15 protein-coding genes are annotated in these 19,003 nt (G+C 71.1%); 6 read left to right on the top strand and 9 right to left on the bottom strand.

The window, feature by feature from the left end; translation table 11 throughout:
* Positions 1-4 precede the first annotated feature (4 nt).
* From glpK to OIE67_RS07125, 3 genes are all read right to left on the bottom strand, one after another.
* Positions 5-1,516, bottom strand: coding sequence for a glycerol kinase GlpK (gene glpK / locus OIE67_RS07135; protein ID WP_326637823.1), 1,512 nt, complete (start codon positions 1,514-1,516; stop codon positions 5-7).
* A gap of 21 nt (positions 1,517-1,537) precedes the next feature.
* The gene (locus tag OIE67_RS07130; protein ID WP_326637821.1) at positions 1,538-2,344 is read right to left on the bottom strand and encodes an MIP/aquaporin family protein; all 807 of its coding nucleotides are present in this window, start codon (positions 2,342-2,344) and stop codon (positions 1,538-1,540) included.
* A gap of 109 nt (positions 2,345-2,453) precedes the next feature.
* Positions 2,454-2,912, bottom strand: a complete 459-nt coding sequence (locus OIE67_RS07125; RefSeq protein ID WP_326637819.1) for a GNAT family N-acetyltransferase — start codon at positions 2,910-2,912, stop codon at positions 2,454-2,456.
* 245 nt (positions 2,913-3,157) lie between these two features.
* Between OIE67_RS07125 and OIE67_RS07120 the strand changes: the two genes are divergently transcribed.
* Positions 3,158-5,266 (top strand): ATP-binding protein, encoded by a 2,109-nt coding sequence (locus OIE67_RS07120; RefSeq protein WP_326637817.1) that lies wholly within the window; start codon positions 3,158-3,160, stop codon positions 5,264-5,266.
* An 8-nt stretch (positions 5,267-5,274) separates the two neighbouring features.
* On the opposite strand, the gene OIE67_RS07115 is transcribed toward OIE67_RS07120, so the two are convergent.
* Positions 5,275-6,195, bottom strand: coding sequence for a terpene synthase family protein (locus OIE67_RS07115; RefSeq protein ID WP_326637815.1), 921 nt, complete (start codon positions 6,193-6,195; stop codon positions 5,275-5,277).
* 155 nt (positions 6,196-6,350) lie between these two features.
* Complete coding sequence (locus tag OIE67_RS07110) at positions 6,351-6,743, bottom strand: ankyrin repeat domain-containing protein (RefSeq protein ID WP_106233978.1); 393 nt, start codon at positions 6,741-6,743, stop codon at positions 6,351-6,353.
* A gap of 95 nt (positions 6,744-6,838) precedes the next feature.
* On the opposite strand from OIE67_RS07110, the gene OIE67_RS07105 reads away from it, so the two are divergent.
* Positions 6,839-7,738: a proteasome assembly chaperone family protein gene (locus OIE67_RS07105; RefSeq protein ID WP_326637811.1), complete on the top strand. Its 900-nt coding sequence runs from the start codon at positions 6,839-6,841 to the stop codon at positions 7,736-7,738.
* A 91-nt stretch (positions 7,739-7,829) separates the two neighbouring features.
* Positions 7,830-8,894: a Gfo/Idh/MocA family oxidoreductase gene (locus tag OIE67_RS07100; RefSeq protein WP_326637809.1), complete on the top strand. Its 1,065-nt coding sequence runs from the start codon at positions 7,830-7,832 to the stop codon at positions 8,892-8,894.
* A 45-nt stretch (positions 8,895-8,939) separates the two neighbouring features.
* On the opposite strand, the gene OIE67_RS07095 is transcribed toward OIE67_RS07100, so the two are convergent.
* Positions 8,940-9,743 carry a tyrosine-protein phosphatase gene (locus OIE67_RS07095; RefSeq protein WP_326637807.1) on the bottom strand — a complete coding sequence of 268 codons (804 nt, stop codon included), beginning with the start codon at positions 9,741-9,743 and terminating at the stop codon, positions 8,940-8,942.
* A 160-nt stretch (positions 9,744-9,903) separates the two neighbouring features.
* Between OIE67_RS07095 and OIE67_RS07090 the strand changes: the two genes are divergently transcribed.
* Positions 9,904-10,680: a hypothetical protein gene (locus tag OIE67_RS07090; protein ID WP_146177988.1), complete on the top strand. Its 777-nt coding sequence runs from the start codon at positions 9,904-9,906 to the stop codon at positions 10,678-10,680.
* A gap of 25 nt (positions 10,681-10,705) precedes the next feature.
* On the opposite strand, the gene OIE67_RS07085 is transcribed toward OIE67_RS07090, so the two are convergent.
* Together OIE67_RS07085 and OIE67_RS07080 are read right to left on the bottom strand one after the other, a co-directional pair.
* Positions 10,706-13,246 (bottom strand): ATP-binding protein, encoded by a 2,541-nt coding sequence (locus tag OIE67_RS07085; RefSeq protein WP_326637804.1) that lies wholly within the window; start codon positions 13,244-13,246, stop codon positions 10,706-10,708.
* Between the two features lie 69 nt (positions 13,247-13,315).
* Positions 13,316-15,427, bottom strand: a complete 2,112-nt coding sequence (locus OIE67_RS07080; protein ID WP_326637802.1) for a M6 family metalloprotease domain-containing protein — start codon at positions 15,425-15,427, stop codon at positions 13,316-13,318.
* Positions 15,428-15,533: 106 nt separating this feature from the next.
* On the opposite strand from OIE67_RS07080, the gene OIE67_RS07075 reads away from it, so the two are divergent.
* Positions 15,534-16,694, top strand: a complete 1,161-nt coding sequence (locus OIE67_RS07075; RefSeq protein WP_326637800.1) for a PucR family transcriptional regulator — start codon at positions 15,534-15,536, stop codon at positions 16,692-16,694.
* An 18-nt stretch (positions 16,695-16,712) separates the two neighbouring features.
* Here the strand turns inward: OIE67_RS07075 and OIE67_RS07070 are convergent, their stop codons facing one another.
* The gene (locus tag OIE67_RS07070) at positions 16,713-17,132 is read right to left on the bottom strand and encodes a MarR family winged helix-turn-helix transcriptional regulator (protein WP_106233966.1); all 420 of its coding nucleotides are present in this window, start codon (positions 17,130-17,132) and stop codon (positions 16,713-16,715) included.
* A gap of 85 nt (positions 17,133-17,217) precedes the next feature.
* Here OIE67_RS07070 and OIE67_RS07065 point away from each other — a divergent pair, with 85 nt between their 5' ends.
* Positions 17,218-18,951, top strand: a complete 1,734-nt coding sequence (locus OIE67_RS07065) for an ABC transporter ATP-binding protein (protein ID WP_326637797.1) — start codon at positions 17,218-17,220, stop codon at positions 18,949-18,951.
* Positions 18,952-19,003: the final 52 nt, after the last annotated feature.

The following is a 19,003-nucleotide window of genomic DNA, read 5'->3' as shown; positions in this document are numbered from 1 at the left end:
GCGGTCACCCGGCCCAGTCGAGGGCCCGGGTGACCGCCTTCTTCCAGCCCGCGTAGCCCTCCTCGCGCTGGTCCTCGCTCCACCGGGGCTCCCAGCGCCGGTCCTCGGCCCAGTGGGCGCGCAGCTCAGCGGTGTCGGCCCAGTAGCCGAAGGCCAGGCCGGCGGCGTACGCGGCCCCGAGCGCGGTGGTCTCGGCCACGGTCGGCCGGCAGACGGGCACGCCCAGGATGTCGGACTGGAGCTGCATGCACAGGTCGTTGGCCGTCACGCCGCCGTCCACCTTGAGCACGTCGAGCACCACCCCTGAGTCGCGCTGCATCGCCTCGACGACGTCGCGGCTCTGGTAGCAGATGGCCTCCAGCGCGGCCCTGGCGAGGTGGGCGTCGGTGTGGAAGCGCGACAGGCCGACGATGGCGCCGCGGGCGTCGGCGCGCCAGTAGGGGGCGAACAGGCCGGAGAAGGCCGGGACGAAGTACATCCCGCCGTTGTCGTCCACCTGCCGCGCCAGCGTCTCGCTCTGGGCCGCCGAGGTGATGATGTGCAGCTGGTCGCGCAGCCACTGCACGGCCGAGCCCGTCACCGCGATCGAGCCCTCCAGCGCGAAGATCGTGGGATCCGCACCGAACTTGTAGGCCGGGGTGGTGAGCAGGCCGCTCTCGGAGCGCACCGGGCCTGGCCCTGTGTTGAGCAGCAGGAAGTTGCCGGTGCCGTAGGTGTTCTTGGCCTCGCCCGGTGCGAAGCAGACCTGGCCGACGGTGGCGGCCTGCTGGTCGCCCAGGATCGCGGTGATCGGCACTTCGCCGGCCATGGGCCCCTGCCTGACCGTGGCGCCGTAGCCGGTCGGGTCGGCGGACGGGCGGATCTCGGGCAGCATCGCGCGCGGGATGCCGAAGAACGACAGCAGCTCGTCGTCCCAGTCGAGGGTGGTCAGGTCCATCAGCATGGTGCGGCTGGCGTTGGTCACGTCGGTGATGTGCACGCCGCCGTTGACGCCCCCGGTGAGGTTCCACAGCGTCCAGGTGTCGGTGGTGCCGAAGATCGCCTCACCGCGCTCGGCGTCCGCGCGCACGCCGTCGACGTTCTCCAGGATCCACTGGATCTTGCCGCCGGAGAAGTACGCCTCCGGCCGCAGCCCGGTGCGGTCGCGGATGACCTGGCCGCGGCCGTCGCGCTGGAGCTCGGCGGCGATCCGGTCGGTGCGGGTGTCCTGCCAGACGATCGCGTTGTAGTAGGGACGCCCGGTGCGGGCGTTCCACACGACCGTGGTCTCGCGCTGGTTGGTCAGCCCGATGGTGACGAGGTCGCCGTCGTGCAGGCCGGCCCGCTGCATCGTCGACTGGATCACGGCGGCGGTCCTGGTCCAGATCTCGATCGGGTTGTGCTCGACCCACCCTGACCTGGGCAGGATCTGCTCGTGTTCGAGCTGGTACTTGGCCACCTCGGCGCCGTCGTGATCGAAGATCATGAAGCGGGTGCTGGTGGTGCCCTGGTCGACGGCGCCCACGAACTCGGGCATGCGGTTCTCCCCCGGTCTGTCTCAGTCGGACGGCTTCACGGTGTCGCGGTCCTCGCCCTGGGGGAGATAGCGGGCGATGCACGCCTGATACAGGCCGGCCCCGATGACGCCGCCGATCAGCGGGCCGACGATCGGGACCCAGAAGTAGAGGTCGCCGTACTGGTCGCGCCACGCGCCGCCGTATCCGGTGAGAAAGCTGGCCAGGCGCGGCCCGAAGTCGCGGGCCGGGTTGATGGCGTAGCCGGCGTCGGCGCCGAAGGACATGCCGATCCCGACGATGAGCAACCCGATCACGAACGGCCCCATGTTCGCGCTCGGCGCCATGTTGGCCGTGTCGGACAGGGCGAAGATGACGAAGAGCAGGATCGCGGTGCCGATGATCTGGTCGCGCAGCCCGCCCCACAGGCCCACGGGCAGGGTGCCGTTGCCGGGCAGGGTGGAGAAGACGATCTGGGTCTTGATCGTGTGCCCGGGGTCGAACATGGTCAGTATTTCGGTGTAGTTCCAGCGCACGATGAGGGCGGCGAGGAAGGCCCCCGCCGTCTGCGCGACCACGTACGGGAGCACCTTGGGCCACGGGAAGCCGCGGAACAGCGCGAACCCGAGCGTCACGGCGGGGTTGAGGTGCGCGCCCGTCGTGCGCCCCGCTACGTAGACGCCCAGCATCACGCCGATGCCCCACGCCCACGCGATGCTGTCGTGGTCGCCGAGCCCGCCCGCCACCACCTGCGCGACCACTCCTGCGCCGAACAGGATGAGCACCGCGGTCCCCGCGAACTCCGCGATGAGCTCGCCTCTGTGCCCCATCCGGTTGAGCCGTCCGGCCACCGGTCACCTCCCTCGCACCGCTGTGTGCCATTCCCGATTTCAGCGGATGCATACGGAAGGTACGTGACGCGTTGCGGAAAGTAACGGCCAAGCGTCCCCGCGAGCCGCCTCAGATCGTGCGGGAGAAGGTGATCGCGTCCTTGCCCGGCCCGTTGTAGCCGGTCACCGGGCCGGTGACGTCGAAGCCCATCCGGCGGTGGAAGGCGACGGAGCCCGTGTTGACCGGCGAGGTGATCGCCCTGACGACGTGGCGGCCGTGCTCGCGGGCCAGGTCGAAGAAGCGTTCGTACAGGACGCGGGCCAGCCCGCTCTTCCGCGCGTCCGGCGCGACGCCGACGAAGTGGATGTAGGCCTCGTCCGGCTGGGACGGGGACGGGAAGCCGACGAGGAAGCCCGCCAGCGCGCCCGTGTCCTCGGCGATCAGGGACGTGCGGTGGAAGTGGTCGAGGAACACCCTGGGCAGGGCGGGCAGGATCGGCCGGCCCCACCAGCCGTCGACCACGGCCGCGATGGCGTCGTAGTCGCCGGGCGCGGCCTGTCGCAGGGTCGGGCGCGGGGTCGGGGTCATGCCGGGTCAGCCCCAGTGGGGTGGCCGGTTCTCCAGGTAGAAGGCGTCGGTGTCGCGCTCGCGCCAGTCGCCCCACGCGAGGTCGGTGTCGTCGGCCGTCTGCTCAGGTAGGAAATCTTCCACGCCGAACATACTACTCGGGCTTACAAACCCATACCGAGCGTGTCCGCAGGTCCAAGGACATGCGGCGATCGCGGCGGTACGATGGCGGTGCAGGTGTCGCCGATCCCCCCGTGAGGCTGCGCATGGCCACCCCGACAGGCTGGCGGCGAGAAGGCAATCTGCCGGCGGAGCTGACCAGCTTCGTGGGCCGGACCCGCCTCCTCGCCAACCTCAAACGGCACCTCGGCGAATCCCGCCTGGTGACCGTCACCGGCATCGGTGGTGTGGGCAAGTCCCGCACGGTGCTGCGGCTGGCCCATCAGGTGCGTCCCCACTACCCCGACGGCGTCTGGTTCGCCGACCTCGCCCGGCTGCAGGACGCGGGCATGGTCAGGCACACCATCGCCTCCGCGCTCGGCATCGCCGACCAGTCCTCGCGGGAGGCCTCGGAGTCGCTGTCGGAGTGGGTGGGCGAGCGCGACATGCTGCTCATCATCGACACCTGCGAGCACCTGGTGCAGGGCTGCGCCGAGCTGATCCACGAGCTGCTCGAGGCCGCGCCCAACCTGAAGGTGCTGGCCACCAGCCGCCAGTCGCTGCACCTGCCCTACGAGCACGTCGTGCCGGTGCCGCCGCTGCAGGTGCCCGGCGACGATCCGGCCGAGAGCCTGTTCACCAACGAGTCCGTGCAGCTCTTCGCGGCCAGGGCCGGGGCGAGCGTGCCCGACTTCGTGCTCGACGAGGACAACATCGCCCCGGTGGCCGAGCTGTGCCGCCGTCTCGACGGCATCCCGCTGGCCATCGAGCTGGCCGCGGTGCGGCTGCGGGCGCTGTCGGTGGAGCAGATCCTCGGGCTGCTGGCCGACCGGTTCAGCCTGCTGGCCGGCGCCAGCCGTACGGCGCTGCCCCGGCACCAGACGCTGCGCGCGGCCATCGGCTGGAGCCACGAGCTGTGCGAGCCGGCCGAGCGGCTGCTGTGGGCGCGGCTGTCGGTGTTCGCCGGCGACTTCGAGCTCGACGCGGCCCGGTTCGTCTGCTCCGACGGGCGGCTGCCGTCAGAAGACATCACCGACCTGGTGACCGGGCTGGTGGAGAAGTCGATCCTGCTGATCAGGAGCAACCACGCCGGTGTGCGCTACAAGCTGATCGACACCCTGGCCGAATACGGCGAGGAGTGGCTGGAGAAGCTCGGCCAGAAGGAGCAGATGCGCCAGCGGCATCTGGAGTACTACCTGAGCCTGGCCCAGCGCAGCGAGGACGCCTGGTCGGGGCCGCGGCAGATCTACTGGTTCGTCCGGATGCGCCAGGAGCACGACAACGTCCGCGTCGCGCTGGAGCACGCGCTCAGGCCGTCGGGCAGGTCCCAGCTCGCGCTGACCCTGCTGTCGTCGCTGTGGTTCATGTGGGTGTGCTGCGGGTTCGCCCGCGAGGGCCGCCTCTACCTGGAGCGGGCCCTTGAGGCCAACCCCACCGTGAGCAAGGAGCGGTGCAAGGCCCTCTGGGTGCTCTCCTACACCAAGAGCGCCCAGGGCGACAGCGCGGGCGCGCTGACGGCGGCCGAGACGTGCAGCACCGAGGCGGTGCGCGTGGGCGACTCCCGCGCGGTGATCCTGGCCTCCAAGATGCAGGGCACGGCGGCGCTGCTCCAGGGCGACCTGCAGAAGGCCAGCGCGCTGCTGGGCGTGGCGATCGAGTTCAACACCGACAACAAGGAGCTCAACCCGGGCCTGCTGCCCGCCATCGTCGAGCTGTCCATCGTGCTGACCACGCAGGGCGAGCTCTACGAGGCCGAGTCGCTGCTGCAGGACTGCCTGCAGGTGTGCAAGGAACGCGGCGAGCTGTGGGTCAGCTCCCACGCGCAGTGGGCGCTGGCCAGCACCAGGCTGGCCACCGGCCGCACCGGTGAGGCGCTGCAGAACGTCAGGGAGGCGCTGCGGATCAAGCGCCACTTCCACGACACGCTCGGCACCCTGATGGCGCTGGAGACCGCGGCGCGCATCTTCGCCGCCGCCGCGCAGCCGCCGGTGGCCGCCAGGCTGCTCGGGGCGTTGCAGCAGAACTGGCGCACGGCCGGCCTGCCGCAGCTGGGCGCGCCGTGGATGACCGACGATCACGACCGGTGCGTACGCGAGTGCAAGCAGGTCATGGGCGAGCTCGCCTACAAGAACGCGTTCGAGGAAGGCGCCAGGCTCGATCTCGATGAGGCGTCCGGGCTCGCGCTGGAGGATCCGGACGCCCCCGAAGAGAGCTGAAACGGGACCTAGACGGCCTGCGGCCAGCGGGTGCCGTCAGGCCAGGCGTGCACGTAACGCGCACTGCCGAGCGAGAACTCGATGTGGCCCCGTACCCAGTGTTCGAGGCCGCGGACGTACTTGCGCACCGGCAGCGGAGCCCACTGCTCCAGTGCGGCGCGCCGGTGGACGAACGCCGCGATGGCGTCGTTGTGCATCTGCGCGACCTCGCGCAGCGCGTCCTGCAGGGTGAGGGACTTGTGCGTGGCCAGCACGGTCACGAGATTGTGCCTGGCCTTGTCGTTGCCGCGCTCCTTCGCGTACGACAGGAGGTCGTTGTCCCAGCCGATGAGGTCGCACGCCAGGTCGGAGAGCGTGCGCACGTCGGGGTGGTGCCATTCCTCGGCTTCCAGCCGGTAGCCGCCACCGGCGTCGATGAGCGCGAAGCAGGTGTAGGTGGCCCCCGTGATGCGGCGCATCAGGACGTAGTCCTCGGGGGTGGGGATGAGGTCGACCTCGCGGTTGGCTGCCTCCCAGATCTGGGCGAACAGGTACTCCTTCACCGTGATCCGCCACCGGTCCACCTGTGCGGGGGTGGCGGCTTCGGTGATGCGGCGGAGGAGCTCGTTGAGTGCGAGGCCGAAGGGGTCGCCGGCGTCCGGCTCCCGTCGCCGGTCGAGGATCTCGAGCAGCGGCGGAAGGGCCCGCGCCAGCGCGGAGGCCCGGTGCCCCATCAGCTCGCCTTCGCAGAAGGCGTCGTCGAAGGCGAAGAGCCAGTTGTACCAGTCGTTGATCAGCCTGAGGCTTTCGCGCGGCACGGTGGGGTTGGTACGTGCCGCGAGCAGGCCGATCTGTGAGCGCCGGAAGTGATCGATGGTCTCGGCGCCGCTGAGCATTCTTGAGGCGGCCAGCCATGCGTGGCTCTCCGCGTCGACCTCCGAGGCATGCACGTTGATCTCGTTCGGGAACGGACATGGCAGCGGAGGGATGTGGAGCGGTCGCCTACTGAAGGAGTGCGCAGAAGTAGCCACGTCTCCCAGCATGACTAGGGAGTGTTCGAAAGGCCACACTCAGCAACTTCAGGCCCTTTAGTGCTTATTTCATACTATGAATCGCTTTGCGAGAACCATTGGATAAACTGGTCATTCGCGAACATTAGCGCCGTCTCACGCGCGGACGGCCGCCCGGCGTCGGGATCGGCTCCCCCGTCCAGCAAGGCCCTGACCACAGCCGATTCCTTCTTGAAGACCGCACCGGCGAGCGGGGTCTGCCCGCGGTCGTTGGCCCGGTCGACGTCGGCGCCGCTTGTGACAAGCATGCGTACGGTCTCGGCGTGACCGTAATAAGCCGCCAGCATCAGCAAAGTGTCACCTTTGTCGTTGGCCAGGTTGACCGGCAGCCCGGCCCCGACGTATGCGCGCAGCGCCTCGGTGTCGCCCGCCCTGGCCAGGCCGAACATCCTGGTGGCGAACTCCTCCAGCTCCGGGTCCTCGTCCATGCGTCCCCTTTTCCATCGATAGGGTGCCGTGCACGGAATCGTTCCGGCGCGCCGTAGGTTCTGGTGAAGAGTACCTAGGGAAAGGCTGTCCAACCGTGTTCGACCCGAAGGATCTCTACAAGCTCGCAGACGATGCGCCCGAGCTGACCGATCCGGTGTTGCTGTACCACTTCGACGGCTTCGTCGACGCGGGCGGTGCCGGACGCCTCGCGCTCGGCCACCTGCTGGCCGAGCTGGAGCACCGGGTCGTGGCGACGTTCGACGTGGACCGGCTGCTCGACTACCGGTCGCGGCGGCCCATCATGACGTTCGACACCGACCGGTGGGTGGAGTGCGAGAACCCCGAGCTGGCCGTCCATGTGGCCGAGGACTCGACGGGCACTCCGTTCCTGGTGATGAGCGGGCCCGAGCCCGACCGGGAGTGGGAGCTGTTCACCCAGGCTGTGCGGGCGCTGGTCCGGCAGCTGAAGGTGAGCAAGATGGTGACTTTGCACGGCATCCCGATGGCGGTCCCGCACACCCGGCCGCTCGGCCTCACCATGCACGCCAGCAGGCCCGAGCTGATCAACGCGCAGACCAGCGCGTTCGGCCGGGTCCAGGTGCCCGGCAGCGTGGCCGCGCTGCTGGAGCTGCGGCTCGGCGCGCAGGGCCACGACGCGGTGGGCTACGCGGTGCACGTGCCGCACTACCTGTCGCAGGCCGAATACCCGACCGCCGCCGTGACGGCCCTGGAGGCCGTGACGCGGGGCACGGGGCTCGTCTTCCCGATGGACGCCCTGCGTGACGCCGCCCGGCGCACCACGACGGAGATCGAGGACCAGATCCGCGCCTCGGCCGAGCTGTCCACCGCCATCTCGGGGCTGGAGCAGCAGTACGACGCGTTCGCCGGCGGGGCCGAACGCGAGAACCTGATGGCCGAGACGACGCCCATGCCCACGGGTGACGAACTGGCCGCCCAGTTCGAGCGCTTCCTGGCCGAACGCGACGACGAGTGACCCGCCGGCCTCGCCTCGGCCGGGTGACCGGCGAACCCTCCCCCGGCCGAGTGGCCGGAGGGCCTCGCCCGGGGCGGGATAGCCTGGCCGGATGAGCGAGATCCGCGTCGGGCTGGTCGGCTACGGCACCGCAGGGGCGTACTTCCACGCCCCGCTCGTCCACGCCACCCCAGGCCTGTCCCTGGCGGCCGTGGTGACCGGGAATCCCGATCGCCGGGCCGAGGTGGCCGCGCGGTACTCCGCGGTCGCCGTCGCCGACGTACGGGACCTGTGGGAGCGGTGCGACCTCGTCGTGGTCGCCTCGCCCAACAGGACCCACGTGAGCACCGCCGCCGCGGCCCTCGATCACGGCCTGCCCGTCGTCGTGGACAAGCCGCTGGCGGGCAGCGCCGCGGAGGGGCGTGACCTGGTACGGCTGGCCGAGGAGCGCGGGCTCATGCTGACCGTCTTCCACAACCGGCGCTGGGACGGCGACTTCCGCACCGTGCTGCGCCTGGCCGGCGAGGGCCGGCTGGGCGAGGTGCGCCGGTTCGAGTCGCGGTTCGAGCGCTGGCGCCCGGTGCCCAAGGGCGGCTGGCGCGAGACCGGCGGCCCCGAGGAGATCGGCGGCCTGCTGTACGACCTGGGCAGCCACCTCGTCGACCAGGCCGTGCGGCTGCTCGGGCCGGTGCGTGAGGTCTACTGCGAGAGCGACGTCAGGCGGGAGGGGGTCGCCTCCGACGACGACACGTTCATCGCGCTGACCCACACCGGCGGGCCCACCGACGGGCCCACCGACGGGGCTCGCTCGCACCTGTGGGTCAGCTCGGTGGCCGCGCGGCTCGGGCCGAGGTTCCGGGTGCTCGGGTCGCGGGCCGGGTTCGTGAAGTACGGGATGGACGTGCAGGAGGAGCGGCTGCGGGCCGGGATCTCGCCCGGCTCGCCCGGCTTCGGGGACGACGAGGAGGAGCGCTGGGGCGTGCTCGGCACCGAGGAGGCGCGGGAGGTCGTCCGCACCGAGGCGGGGTCATACCTGGACTTCTACCGGGGCGTGGCGGCGGCGCTGCGGGAGGGCGCGGCGCCGCCGGTGGATCCGCGCGAGGCGGTCGACGTGCTGACGGTCATCGAGGCGGCCCGCCTGTCGGCCGGCAAGCGAACCGTCGTCCACCTGGACTGACCTCCGGCACCCCGCCTCCGGCGTCACGGGGGCCCGGCGTCGCTGTCAGTCGCGCAGACGGGCGCGCATGGTCTCCGTGTCGGCGTCCGTCCAGCCGTTGCCGCCGAGCCATCCCAGCACCCCGCCGAAGCGGTCGTCGAGCACGCCGAGGAACTGCTCGATGTTCCCCGCCTTGGGCAGGTGGTAGTCGGCGGGCCTGGCGTCCAGGTCGTCCCGGTACGTCGCGCTGGCGCGCAGCCGCTTGAGCACCCGCTCCAGCCGCTCCCCCGTGACCAGGTAGTCCTCGACGATCGCCGCCCTGGTCACTCCGGCGATCTCCAGCGCCATCGCCGACAGGACGCCCGTACGGTCCTTGCCGGCCGCGCAGTGCACCACGGAGGCCCCGTCGTTCAGCGCCATCGCCCGCAGCGCCGCCACCACGGCGTCCGGCCGGTCACGCAGGTAGCCGTAGTAGAAGCCGGTGACGCGCAGCTCCTCGTCCAGCACCCGCTCGGCCCAGGGCAGCACCCGGTCGGCGTCGATGACGTCGGCGTCCACGTCGGCGTCCACGTCGGTGTGCCGCCCGCCCTCGGCGAACAGCGTCAGGTGGTGGTGGCTGACCTCGGGCACCCGGGTCAGCGGGCCCGGGCCCTCCAGGCGCACCTCGGGGGTCGACCGGAGGTCCACCACGTGCCGCAGGTTCAGCTCGCCCACCAGCAGGGACACGTCGGCGGGGGTGAGCCCCTGCAGGTTGTCGGAGCGGAAGATCCGCCCGTGACGGGTGCGGCCACCGTCACGAGTGGGCAATCCGCCCAGGTCACGCGCGTTGACCGCGCCTTCCAGGTCGATCCACCTTGTCGTCTCGCTCATTATTGCGACCCTATATGTCCGCCAAATATGAGCGGATTCGAGGTTCATAACGCAGCATGAACGTATGGATCCACGAGCTCTGCCTCCACGGCTGGTGATCGATCCATCGCTGCACCCGGAGATCTCGGTCGAGCTGCGCTCGAGTCCCCACCTTCTCCGCATGGCTCGATCGGGCGCGCGAATGGACACCACGCACAACCCCGCCATGCTCTTCGTGCTGCCCGCCTTCCTGCTCCTGATCTTCATGGTGACCGGCAGCGAGGGCCTGTTCGTCGCGGGCCTGGGAGTCGGCATGATCGTACTGATCAGGTGGATGGCGATGGACAGCACCTATCGCTCCACCCGGCGAAGACTCCGCCTCGCGCAGGCGCACGCCGAGCGGTACATCCTGCCGGAAGACCTTGACTATCCCTGTCAGATGTTGTTGCGCCGGGCGCAGAACGCCGTCGAGGCGATCATGAACTCGAAGGTGCACAAGGCCGGGCTGATCGACACCATCGAGAACCGGGTGTCGCTGCCCGAGGAGGTCTGGCAGATCGGCGAGCGGCTGCGGCGGCTGTCGTCCATGCACGCCGAGCACGGCAAGCTCATCCCGCGTGAGCTGCCGCCGGGTATGGAGGACGCGTTCAAGCCGTACACGAGCGCGCTCGACGCCGCCTGGACGTCGCTGTCCCAGCGCGTACGCCACCTGGAGAAGTACGCCAAGCAGGTGCTCAAGGCGGACAAGGTCTACCACGCGCACCAGCGCCTGGAACGGCTGGCCGCCAAGACGCCCGAGTACCAGCAACTGCTCGCCGAGACCGTACGCGACGAGATGGCCCACGAGCGGATCAGGGAGCTGTCCGACCAGGCGGCCCACGTGCGCAAGCTGTTCGAGGAGAGCATCCTGCAGGCCCGGCAGGCGGCGGGAGAGCTGCTACGGTCCCCGCTCACGTGAAGGACCCCGCGACGAGGCGGCGCCGTCACGGTTCCTGTTCGTCCGAGGGGACGGCGCGGCGGAGCAGTTCCAGGGTCCTGCGCGTGCCGGCCTCGTTGCCGAGGCTGCGGTAGATGTCCCTGGCCTGCTCCAGCGGCTCCACCGCGGCCCCGGGGCCGCCCCCGTTCAGGTGCGCCTCGCCGAGGTAGCGCAGGCTCTCGGCCATCCACCACCGGTCCCTCAGCTCCTCGAACTCCCGCACCGCCCGGCGCAGCTCGCCCTCGGAGTCCTCGATGCGGCCCAGCCTGGCCAGCGCCAGCCCGGCGGAGACGGCGTTGCGGGCCACTCCCCAGGAGTCGCCGAGCGCGGCCAGGATGTCGTCGGCCCGGCGCACGTGGTCCAGCTCGCGCAGCCCGTTGTCGGGGTCGCCGACCTCGCCGGCCGCCCGCAGGCAGCGCGCCTCCTCCCACAGCTCCCCGCGCTGCCTGAACATCTCCGCGGCCCGGTCGAGGCTGTAGCCGGCCCTGGTGAACAGCTCGGCCGCGCGCCGGTGGTCCCCCGCCCGGCGCTCACCGCGCGCCTGCGCCGCCAGCACCTCGCCGTAGACGCGCAGGGTCTGGGCCTCCGAATAACGGTTGCCGTCCCGCTTGAAGATCTCCAGGGCGTCCTCAAGCAGTTCCCTGGCCTCCTCCGGCCGCCGCTCCGCCATCCGCATCTCGGCCAGGTTGCGCTGGGTGCGGGCCATCCACCACAGGTCCTCCTCGCCCTTGAACGCGGTGATGGCCCCGATGAGGAAGTCCTGGGCCCGGTCGAGGTGGCCGTCGCTGAACAGCGTCATGCCGACCGTGCGCATGGCCCTGGCCCTCCACCAGGACTCGCCCAGGTCGGTGAAGATCGCCAGAGCCCCCTCGGCCTCCTCCCGCCCCCGATCGCGCAGCCCCATGCCGCCGTGCACGGAGGCGGCGTCGAGCAGCGCGATGGCCAGCGAGCGCCGGTCCCCGGTCGCGGCGGCCGCCTCGCAGCCCAGCTCCGCGACGGCCGCCCAGTCGGCCCAGTACGCGCGCAGCGAGTGGCACAGCGAGCAGAACGCCCTGGACAGCCCCCAGGTCAGCTCCCAGAGCCGGAGCTGGTGGGCCTGGTGGATCATGGCGATGAGCGAGAGCCGCTCGGCGTTGAGCCAGTCGCCGGCCCGGCCCTGCCCGCCTGCGCTCGGCCGCCTGCCGCTCCTGCTCCAGTCCTGCGGCCAGCGGTTCTGGGCTGCCTCCTCGGCGCGGCGGCGGTAGGCGTGCAGGACGCGCTCGATCGCCGCGGTGACGCGGTCCTCCTCGTCCTGTCCCACCAGCTCGGCGGCGAACACCCGGACCAGGTCGTGCAGCCGGTAGCGCATGGCGCCGGTCTGGTCGGTGCCCGAGCACTCGGCGAGTTCCGCGTCGATCAGCGCCTCCAGCTGGTCGGCGCCGTCCAGCCCGGAGACGTCGAGCAGCTCGCCGGCCACCCAGCCCGGCACGTCGGGCGAGTGCAGCGCGCTGAGCAGGCGCAGCAGGCGGCGCTGCACGCCGGTGCAGTCGTCGTAGCTGAGCTGGACGGAGGCGCGCACGCTCTTGTCCACCGTGGGCGCCACTTCCAGCTGGTCGAGCCGGCGGCGGCGGTCGGCCAGCCGGTTGGCCATCTCGCGCATGGTCCACTGCTCGCGGGTGGCCAGCCGGCCGCCGCAGATGTTGATCGCCAGCGGCAGGTAGTCGCACAGCCGCACGACCTCCTTGGCCGCCTCCAGGTCGTCCACGATCCGCGCGCCGCCCGCCAGCCTGGCCAGCAGCTCCACGCCCTGCGGCTCGCTGAACTCGCCGAGCCGCGTGTCGTGCGTGCCGTTCAGGAACAGCGGCGAGCGGGAGGTGACCAGCACCGCGCAGCCGGGTTCGGCCGGGATCAGCGGTGCGACCTGGGCGGCGTCGTGGGCGTTGTCCAGGCCGATGAGGATCCTGCGGCCCCTGGTCCAGGTCAGCCAGAGCCTGCGCAGCTCCTCCAGCCCTCCCGGATCGGTGGTCAGGCGGACGTCCAGCGCGCGCAGGAACCCGATCAGCACCTCCTCGGGCCGCACGGGGGCGTCCACGCCGCCGCGCAGGTCGGCGTACAGGCGGCCGTCGGGGTAGCGGTCGGCGACCTCCTGCCCGAACCTGGCCATGAGCGCCGACTTGCCCACGCCGCCGCGGCCGTACACGGAGACGACCAGCGGCGGGGCGAGGTCGGACGAGCGCCTGCGGGCGGCGAACACCTCGCGCAGCTCGGCCAGCGCCTCGGTGCGGCCGGTGAAGTGCTCGGGCACGGGCGGCCACTGTTCGGGCGCGAACACTCCCGGCTCCAGCGGCACGCGGCGCCTGGTGCCGCGGGCGTCAGTGGTGGCCCAGGTGGTCAGGCCGACGAGCACGGCCGCCCCCAGCGTCACGCCGATCTTGGCGACGGGCGGGATCTCCCACTCCACCGACGCGGCGAGCACGCTCGCGGCCGCGGCGGCCAGCCCCGCGGAGACGGGCGCCGCCCACGGCCTCTTCCGCCGGCGCGGTTTGTCCGGCAGTAAGTCCCCGGTCAACGAACACCCCCTTGGGGGTGATTCAAACGGATGGGGTACGCCCTACGCCAGACGTACCCCATCGTTCACTCAAATGCCGATCACGTGACAGGTGGCCGTCATCGTCTTGGACGGATCGCTCTCCGAGGTGGCGGTGAGCTTGACCCTGGCCAGCCGGTCGCCGCCGGAGGCGCGCACGGCGTTGACGCTCACGAGCGCCTGCCTGCCGAACGCGACGGAGGCCAGGGCGTTGGGCACCTCGGCGGTCCAGCCCTTGCCCTGTACCTCGGCCTTGAGCCTGTAGAGGTCGTGGTCGAGGTAGGCGCTGACGTTCTCCGGGTGCTGCCCCTGCGCGGGAGCGGCCTTGCCGGTGTTGAACAGCGGGAACTTGCAGGTGGACAGGTTCTTGCCGGCGGGGATGCCGGCCGCGGGCAGCAGCTTGACGCCGCGGCGCTGCGGGCCGGAGCCGTCGAGCGAGCGGACGGCGACGGTGTAGGACAGCTCGCCGGCGCGGTCACGCTTGAGGTCGGTGACGTAGAAGTGCAGGCGGTTGGCCTCGTCGACGTACTCGTACTCGCTGCCGGAGTCGGTGCCGGCGTGGAAGAGGGCGTCGGAGAGCTGGCGGTAGTCGCCGATCGTGATCGGCACCTCGGTCCCGTCGGGCAGGACGTAGTCGGTCATGCCGATGTCGGCCGGGTTGGCGTCGATCACCCACTCGAACGGGGCCCTGTCCTCGTTCTTGGTCTTGGCCAGCAGCACGCCGGAGTCGGGGGTGAAGGAGTCGCTGCCCATGCGGTCCACGACCTCGATCGTGTAGTTCTCGTAGCCGCCGCGGTCGCAGAGCGGGTCGGAGGTCTGGCAGGAGCTCTTGTCCCCGGTGTCGAAGGAGACGTTGACGCCCGACAACTCGTTCTTGCCGGGCTGCGCCACGCGGGCCAGGACCGTGGCCGTGACCAGGCCGGACTCGTCGAGCGCGTCACGGGAGAGCCGCAGGACGTTCTGCTCGTCCACCATGTTGAGCTTGATCTTGTTGCGCAGCATGTGCTGGGCGCCCATGGACGCGCCGCCGGTGGGCGGGATCAGCCAGCGGGAGTGCGGGCCGCCGGGGCCGTTGAAGCTGCCGCGGCTGAGCATCTCCCAGATGCCGGTGTACGCCCTGCGCGGCGGTTCCGCGTAGGGATTGTTGTAGTTGTCGGCGATGCCCATGATGTGGCTCAGCTCGTGGGCGTAGACCGCCATGCCGGAGCTCTCGGCCTGCACGGAGTCGACGCCGAAGCGGGCGTTGGGCCAGAAGGTGGAGCCGGCCTGCCAGGACGTCCATTCGACGTAGCGGGTGTCGACCCAGTTGGTCAGCGCGGGGTCGGGCGGCCCCCACTCGTCGGGCACGTCCTCCTTCGTCGGGAACTTCATCATCCCGAACTCCTGCCAGGTGGACGACTCGTCCTGGCCGGCGCTCAGGTAGAAGACGAAGTCGAACTGCGCGGCCGTCTCCTGGCCGACGTCGGCGAGCCAGGCGGCGTTGCCCTCGGTGCGCAGGTTCTTCGTGCACGTGTCGCCGGCCGGGCAGCCGTTGCCCGCCTGGAACTCCATGGCGTACTCGTGGTCCTTGCCGGTCATCTGGTACGGCCCGAACCCGGTCAGCTCCACGCCCAGCCGGCCGCCGGAGTCCTCCATCCAGTACTCGTGGATGGTGTGCCCCTTGTTCAGGGCGTTCGGGGTGTTGAGGAAGTCCTGGTAGAACGTGGCCACCTGGTCGCGCGGCACGTCATGGGCCTCGGCGCTCGGGTTGGCGAAGATCGTCGAGCCCTGGGGCTGGGTCACCACGAACGGCTGGTTGGGATAGTCGAGCAGCACCAGCGCGCCCTTGAAGGTGCGCTGCGACCCCTTCACGGCGGGGTCGTTCCACTTGGTGCCGGGCGGCTTCTTGTAGTCCGCCCACGTCATGTGGTCGGGGTTCTCCCAGTTCTGCGGGTCGATGGGCTTGACGCCCCCTGGGGGACGGGTGCGCAGGGCCTGCTCACCGGCCGGCGAGCCGGCGGGTGCGTCGCGTTGCCAGGGCTGCGTCTGCGGCCAGTGGTTCTGCCGCCACGGGTGCTCGGGATCTGTGGGGGGTGCTGCGGAAGCGGGGGTCGCGATCAGGCTCACCGGGATCAGCACGATGGCCGCCAGCAGACCCTTCAGCAGCTTCTTCGGGGCATTCACGGATTGACGGTATAGACGTTGTTGACGGAGATCACCGCGCAGTTGTAGGGAAGACCTGTAGGGCTGTTTCCGTCAATTGTCGAAATATCCAGGTAAAGGCGGCGCTGTGGCGGATCTCCAGCGGGTCGTGGACGAGCTCGCCGCCCGTCTCGACCGCCCTCTGCTGCTTGAGGACCGCGTCCAGAAGGTCGTGGTCTACAGCGAGCAGAGCGGCGCCATGGACGACGTCCGCCGCGACTCGATCCTGCGCCGCCGTACCTCGCCCGAGGTGCGGGGCTGGCTGCGCGACGCGGGCATCCACGAGGCCGCCCGGCCGCTGCGCATCCCCGGGGCGGCGCACCTGGGGCTGCTGCCGCGCGTCTGCGTCCCCGTACGGCACGCCGACGGCCTGCTCGGTTTCCTGTGGTTCATCGACGCCGAGCCGCCCATGCCGAAGAGCCGCGTCGCCGAGGCCGCGGCGGCCGCCCCCGCCCTGGCGCTGGCCCTGTTCCACGAGAGCCTGGCCAGCGGGCTCGCCTCGCACCGGGAGCTGGAGGCCGTCACGGGGCTGCTGCTCGGCGAGCCGGACGCCGCCAGGCAGCTCATCGAGGCGGGCGCGTTCCCGCAGGCGCGGCCGGTGACGGTGCAGGTGGCCAGGCCGGTCGCGGCCGAGCCCGACGACGCCCTCAGGCTGGCGCTGGAGCAGGGGCTGCTGGCGCTGCGGCGGCGGCTGGGCGGGCACCATCCGCTGCACCTGGTGCGCTACGACCACGCGGTGCTGCTCACCGCGGGCCAGCCGGTCCCCGGCGACGAGCTGCACGCGGCGCTGCCGGTGCCGGTGGTGGTCGGGGTCGGGCGGCCCAGGGACACGCTGGCGGGGGCGGCGGAGTCGTACCGGGAGGCGCTGCACGCCGCCGAGGTGACCGCGCGGGTGCCGGGGCTCGGGCGCACGGCCGAGTGGGCCCGGCTGGGCGTCTACCGGGTGCTCACCCAGCTGCCCGACCAGGAGCTGCATCCGGGTCTCGAAGGGCTGATCGGGGACGCCCAGCACCTGACGCTGCTGGAGACGCTGGAGACCTACCTGGACCTGGCGGGCAGCGCCGTGGCCACCTCGCGGGCGCTGCGGCTGCACCGTACCTCGCTGTACTACCGGCTGCAGCGGGTGGAGGAGCTGGCGCGTACGGACCTGAAGGACGGCGGCGAGCGGCTGGCCCTGCACCTCAGCCTGAAACTGGCCAGGCTGTCCGGGCGCTACTCCCCCAGGGACTCGCCCGCTTCGTCGTCCTGAAGCCGGCCCCTGCGGCGGTCAGCCGAACTGGCTCTCCACCAGGGCCAGCAGCCCGGCGAGCTGCTCGCGCTGCTCCTCCGACAGGACCGCGAACAGCTCCTGCCCCGCCTCCCTGCGCGCCTCGCGGGCCTTGTCGGCCATGGCCCGCCCCTCGGCGGTGATCACGACGAGGGTCGAGCGGCGGTTGGCCGGATCGACCTCCCTGCGCACCAGCCCCGCCTCCTCCAGCGCGTCCACGACCGGCGTGAGCGAGCGCGGCACGATGTGCAGCCGGTCGGCCAGCCAGACCATCCGCGGCGGCCGCTCGGCCTCGGCGATGACCCGCAGCGCCCGCGCCTGGCCGGGGTTGAGCCCGAGCGGCTCCAGCCGGCGGGAGTAGCCGTGGCGCAGTCGCCGTCCGGCCAGGAACAAGAGCTCCGAGAGCTCCTTCTCTGCCATGGAGGTAAGTTTAGCCGGAACAAATATGAGTTAACCTCTGTTTGGGTCCGCATCAGGAAGTCCGCATCCACAAGGGGGGCTCCACTTGGAGGAGGAACCACGCGCGCCGCTGGGGCGCATCATCAGACTCTTCGGCGCCTACCGCGGCCGGCTGGCCGTCGTGGGCGCGCTCATCGTCCTGTCCTCACTGGTGTCGCTGGCCTCGCCGTTCCTGCTGCGCGAGGTGCTGGACGTGGCCATCCCGGCCAGGGACGCCGGCCTGCTCACGCTGCTCGCCCTCGGCATGGTCCTCGTGGCCGTCGTCACGACCGTGTTCGACACGCTGCAGACGCTCGTCTCCACCACCGTCGGCCAGCGGGTCATGCACGACCTGCGCATCGCCGTCTACGGCCGCCTGCAGCGCATGTCACTGGCCTTCTTCACCAGGACGCGGACCGGCGAGGTGCAGTCGCGCATCGCCAACGACATCGGCGGCATGCAGGCGGTCGTCACCTCCACGGCCGCCTCCATCGTCTCCAACCTCACCACCGTGATCGCCACGATCGTGGCCATGGTCGCGCTCGACTGGCGGCTGACGGTGGTCTCGCTCGCGCTGCTGCCGGTGTTCGTGTGGATCAGCCGCAAGGTCGGCTCCGAGCGCAAGCGCATCACCGCCGAGCGGCAGCGCAAGCTGGCCGGCATCGCCTCCATGGTGCAGGAGTCGCTGTCGATCAGCGGGATCCTGCTGGGCCGGACGATGGGCCGCTCCGCCGAGCTGACCGAGCGCTTCGGCCGCGCCTCCGACGAGCTGGCCGAGCTGGGGGTGCGGACCAGCATGGCCGGGCGGTGGCGCCAGTCGTCGATCCAGCTCGTCATGGCCGCGATGCCGGCGATGATCTACTGGGCCGTCGGCCACACGGGCGCCGTCTCCGTCGGCACGCTGGTGGCGTTCACCACGTTGCAGACCGGGCTGTTCCGGCCGATGGTCTCGCTGCTGCGGCTCGGGGTCGAGGTGCAGACGTCGCTGGCGCTGTTCGGGCGGATCTTCGAGTATCTCGACCTGCCGGTGGACATCCGTCCCGGCACGCGCGAGCTGACCGGCGTACGCGGCGAGGTCCGGTTCGAGCGGGTCGACTTCTCCTACGGCGACGCCCCCACGCTCACCGGCGTGAACCTCACCGTACCCGCGGGCTCCAGCCTGGCCGTCGTGGGCGAGACCGGCTCCGGCAAGACCACACTGAGCTACCTGCCGCCCCGCCTGTACGACGTCACCGGCGGCCGGGTCACGATCGACGGGGTGGACGTGCGGGAGCTGACCTTCGACACGCTGAGCGACGCCGTCGGGGTGGTCTCGCAGGAGACGTACCTCTTCCACGCCTCGATCGCCGACAACCTGCGTTTCGCCCGGCCCTCGGCCACGGACGAGGAGCTCGTGGCGGCGGCGCGGGCCGCGCGCATCCACGACCACATCGCCGCGCTGCCCGACGGCTACGACACCGTGGTGGGCGAGCGCGGCTACCGCTTCTCCGGGGGCGAGAAGCAGCGCCTGGCCATCGCCCGCACGCTGCTGCGCGACCCGCCGGTGCTGATCCTCGACGAGGCGACCAGCGCCCTGGACACCCAGACGGAGAAGGCGGTGCAGGAGGCCCTCGACACGCTGGCCAGGGGCCGTACCACGATCACGATCGCCCATCGCCTGTCCACCGTCCGCGACGCGGACCAGATCGTGGTGCTCGACCACGGGCGGATCGTCGAACGCGGCACCCACGCCGAACTGATGGCCCGCGGCGGCCACTACGCGGCGCTGGTGAGCCGCGACCAGCCGCTCGAACTCGTCTGAATTCCCGCCAAACGTGCATTGCCTCACATTCCGGTCAGGCCGGAATCTTGCT

The organism is Nonomuraea fuscirosea (assembly GCF_035917475.1).
Classification (GTDB): domain Bacteria; phylum Actinomycetota; class Actinomycetes; order Streptosporangiales; family Streptosporangiaceae; genus Nonomuraea; species Nonomuraea fuscirosea.
This window is presented reverse-complemented; position numbering and strand designations above follow the sequence as displayed.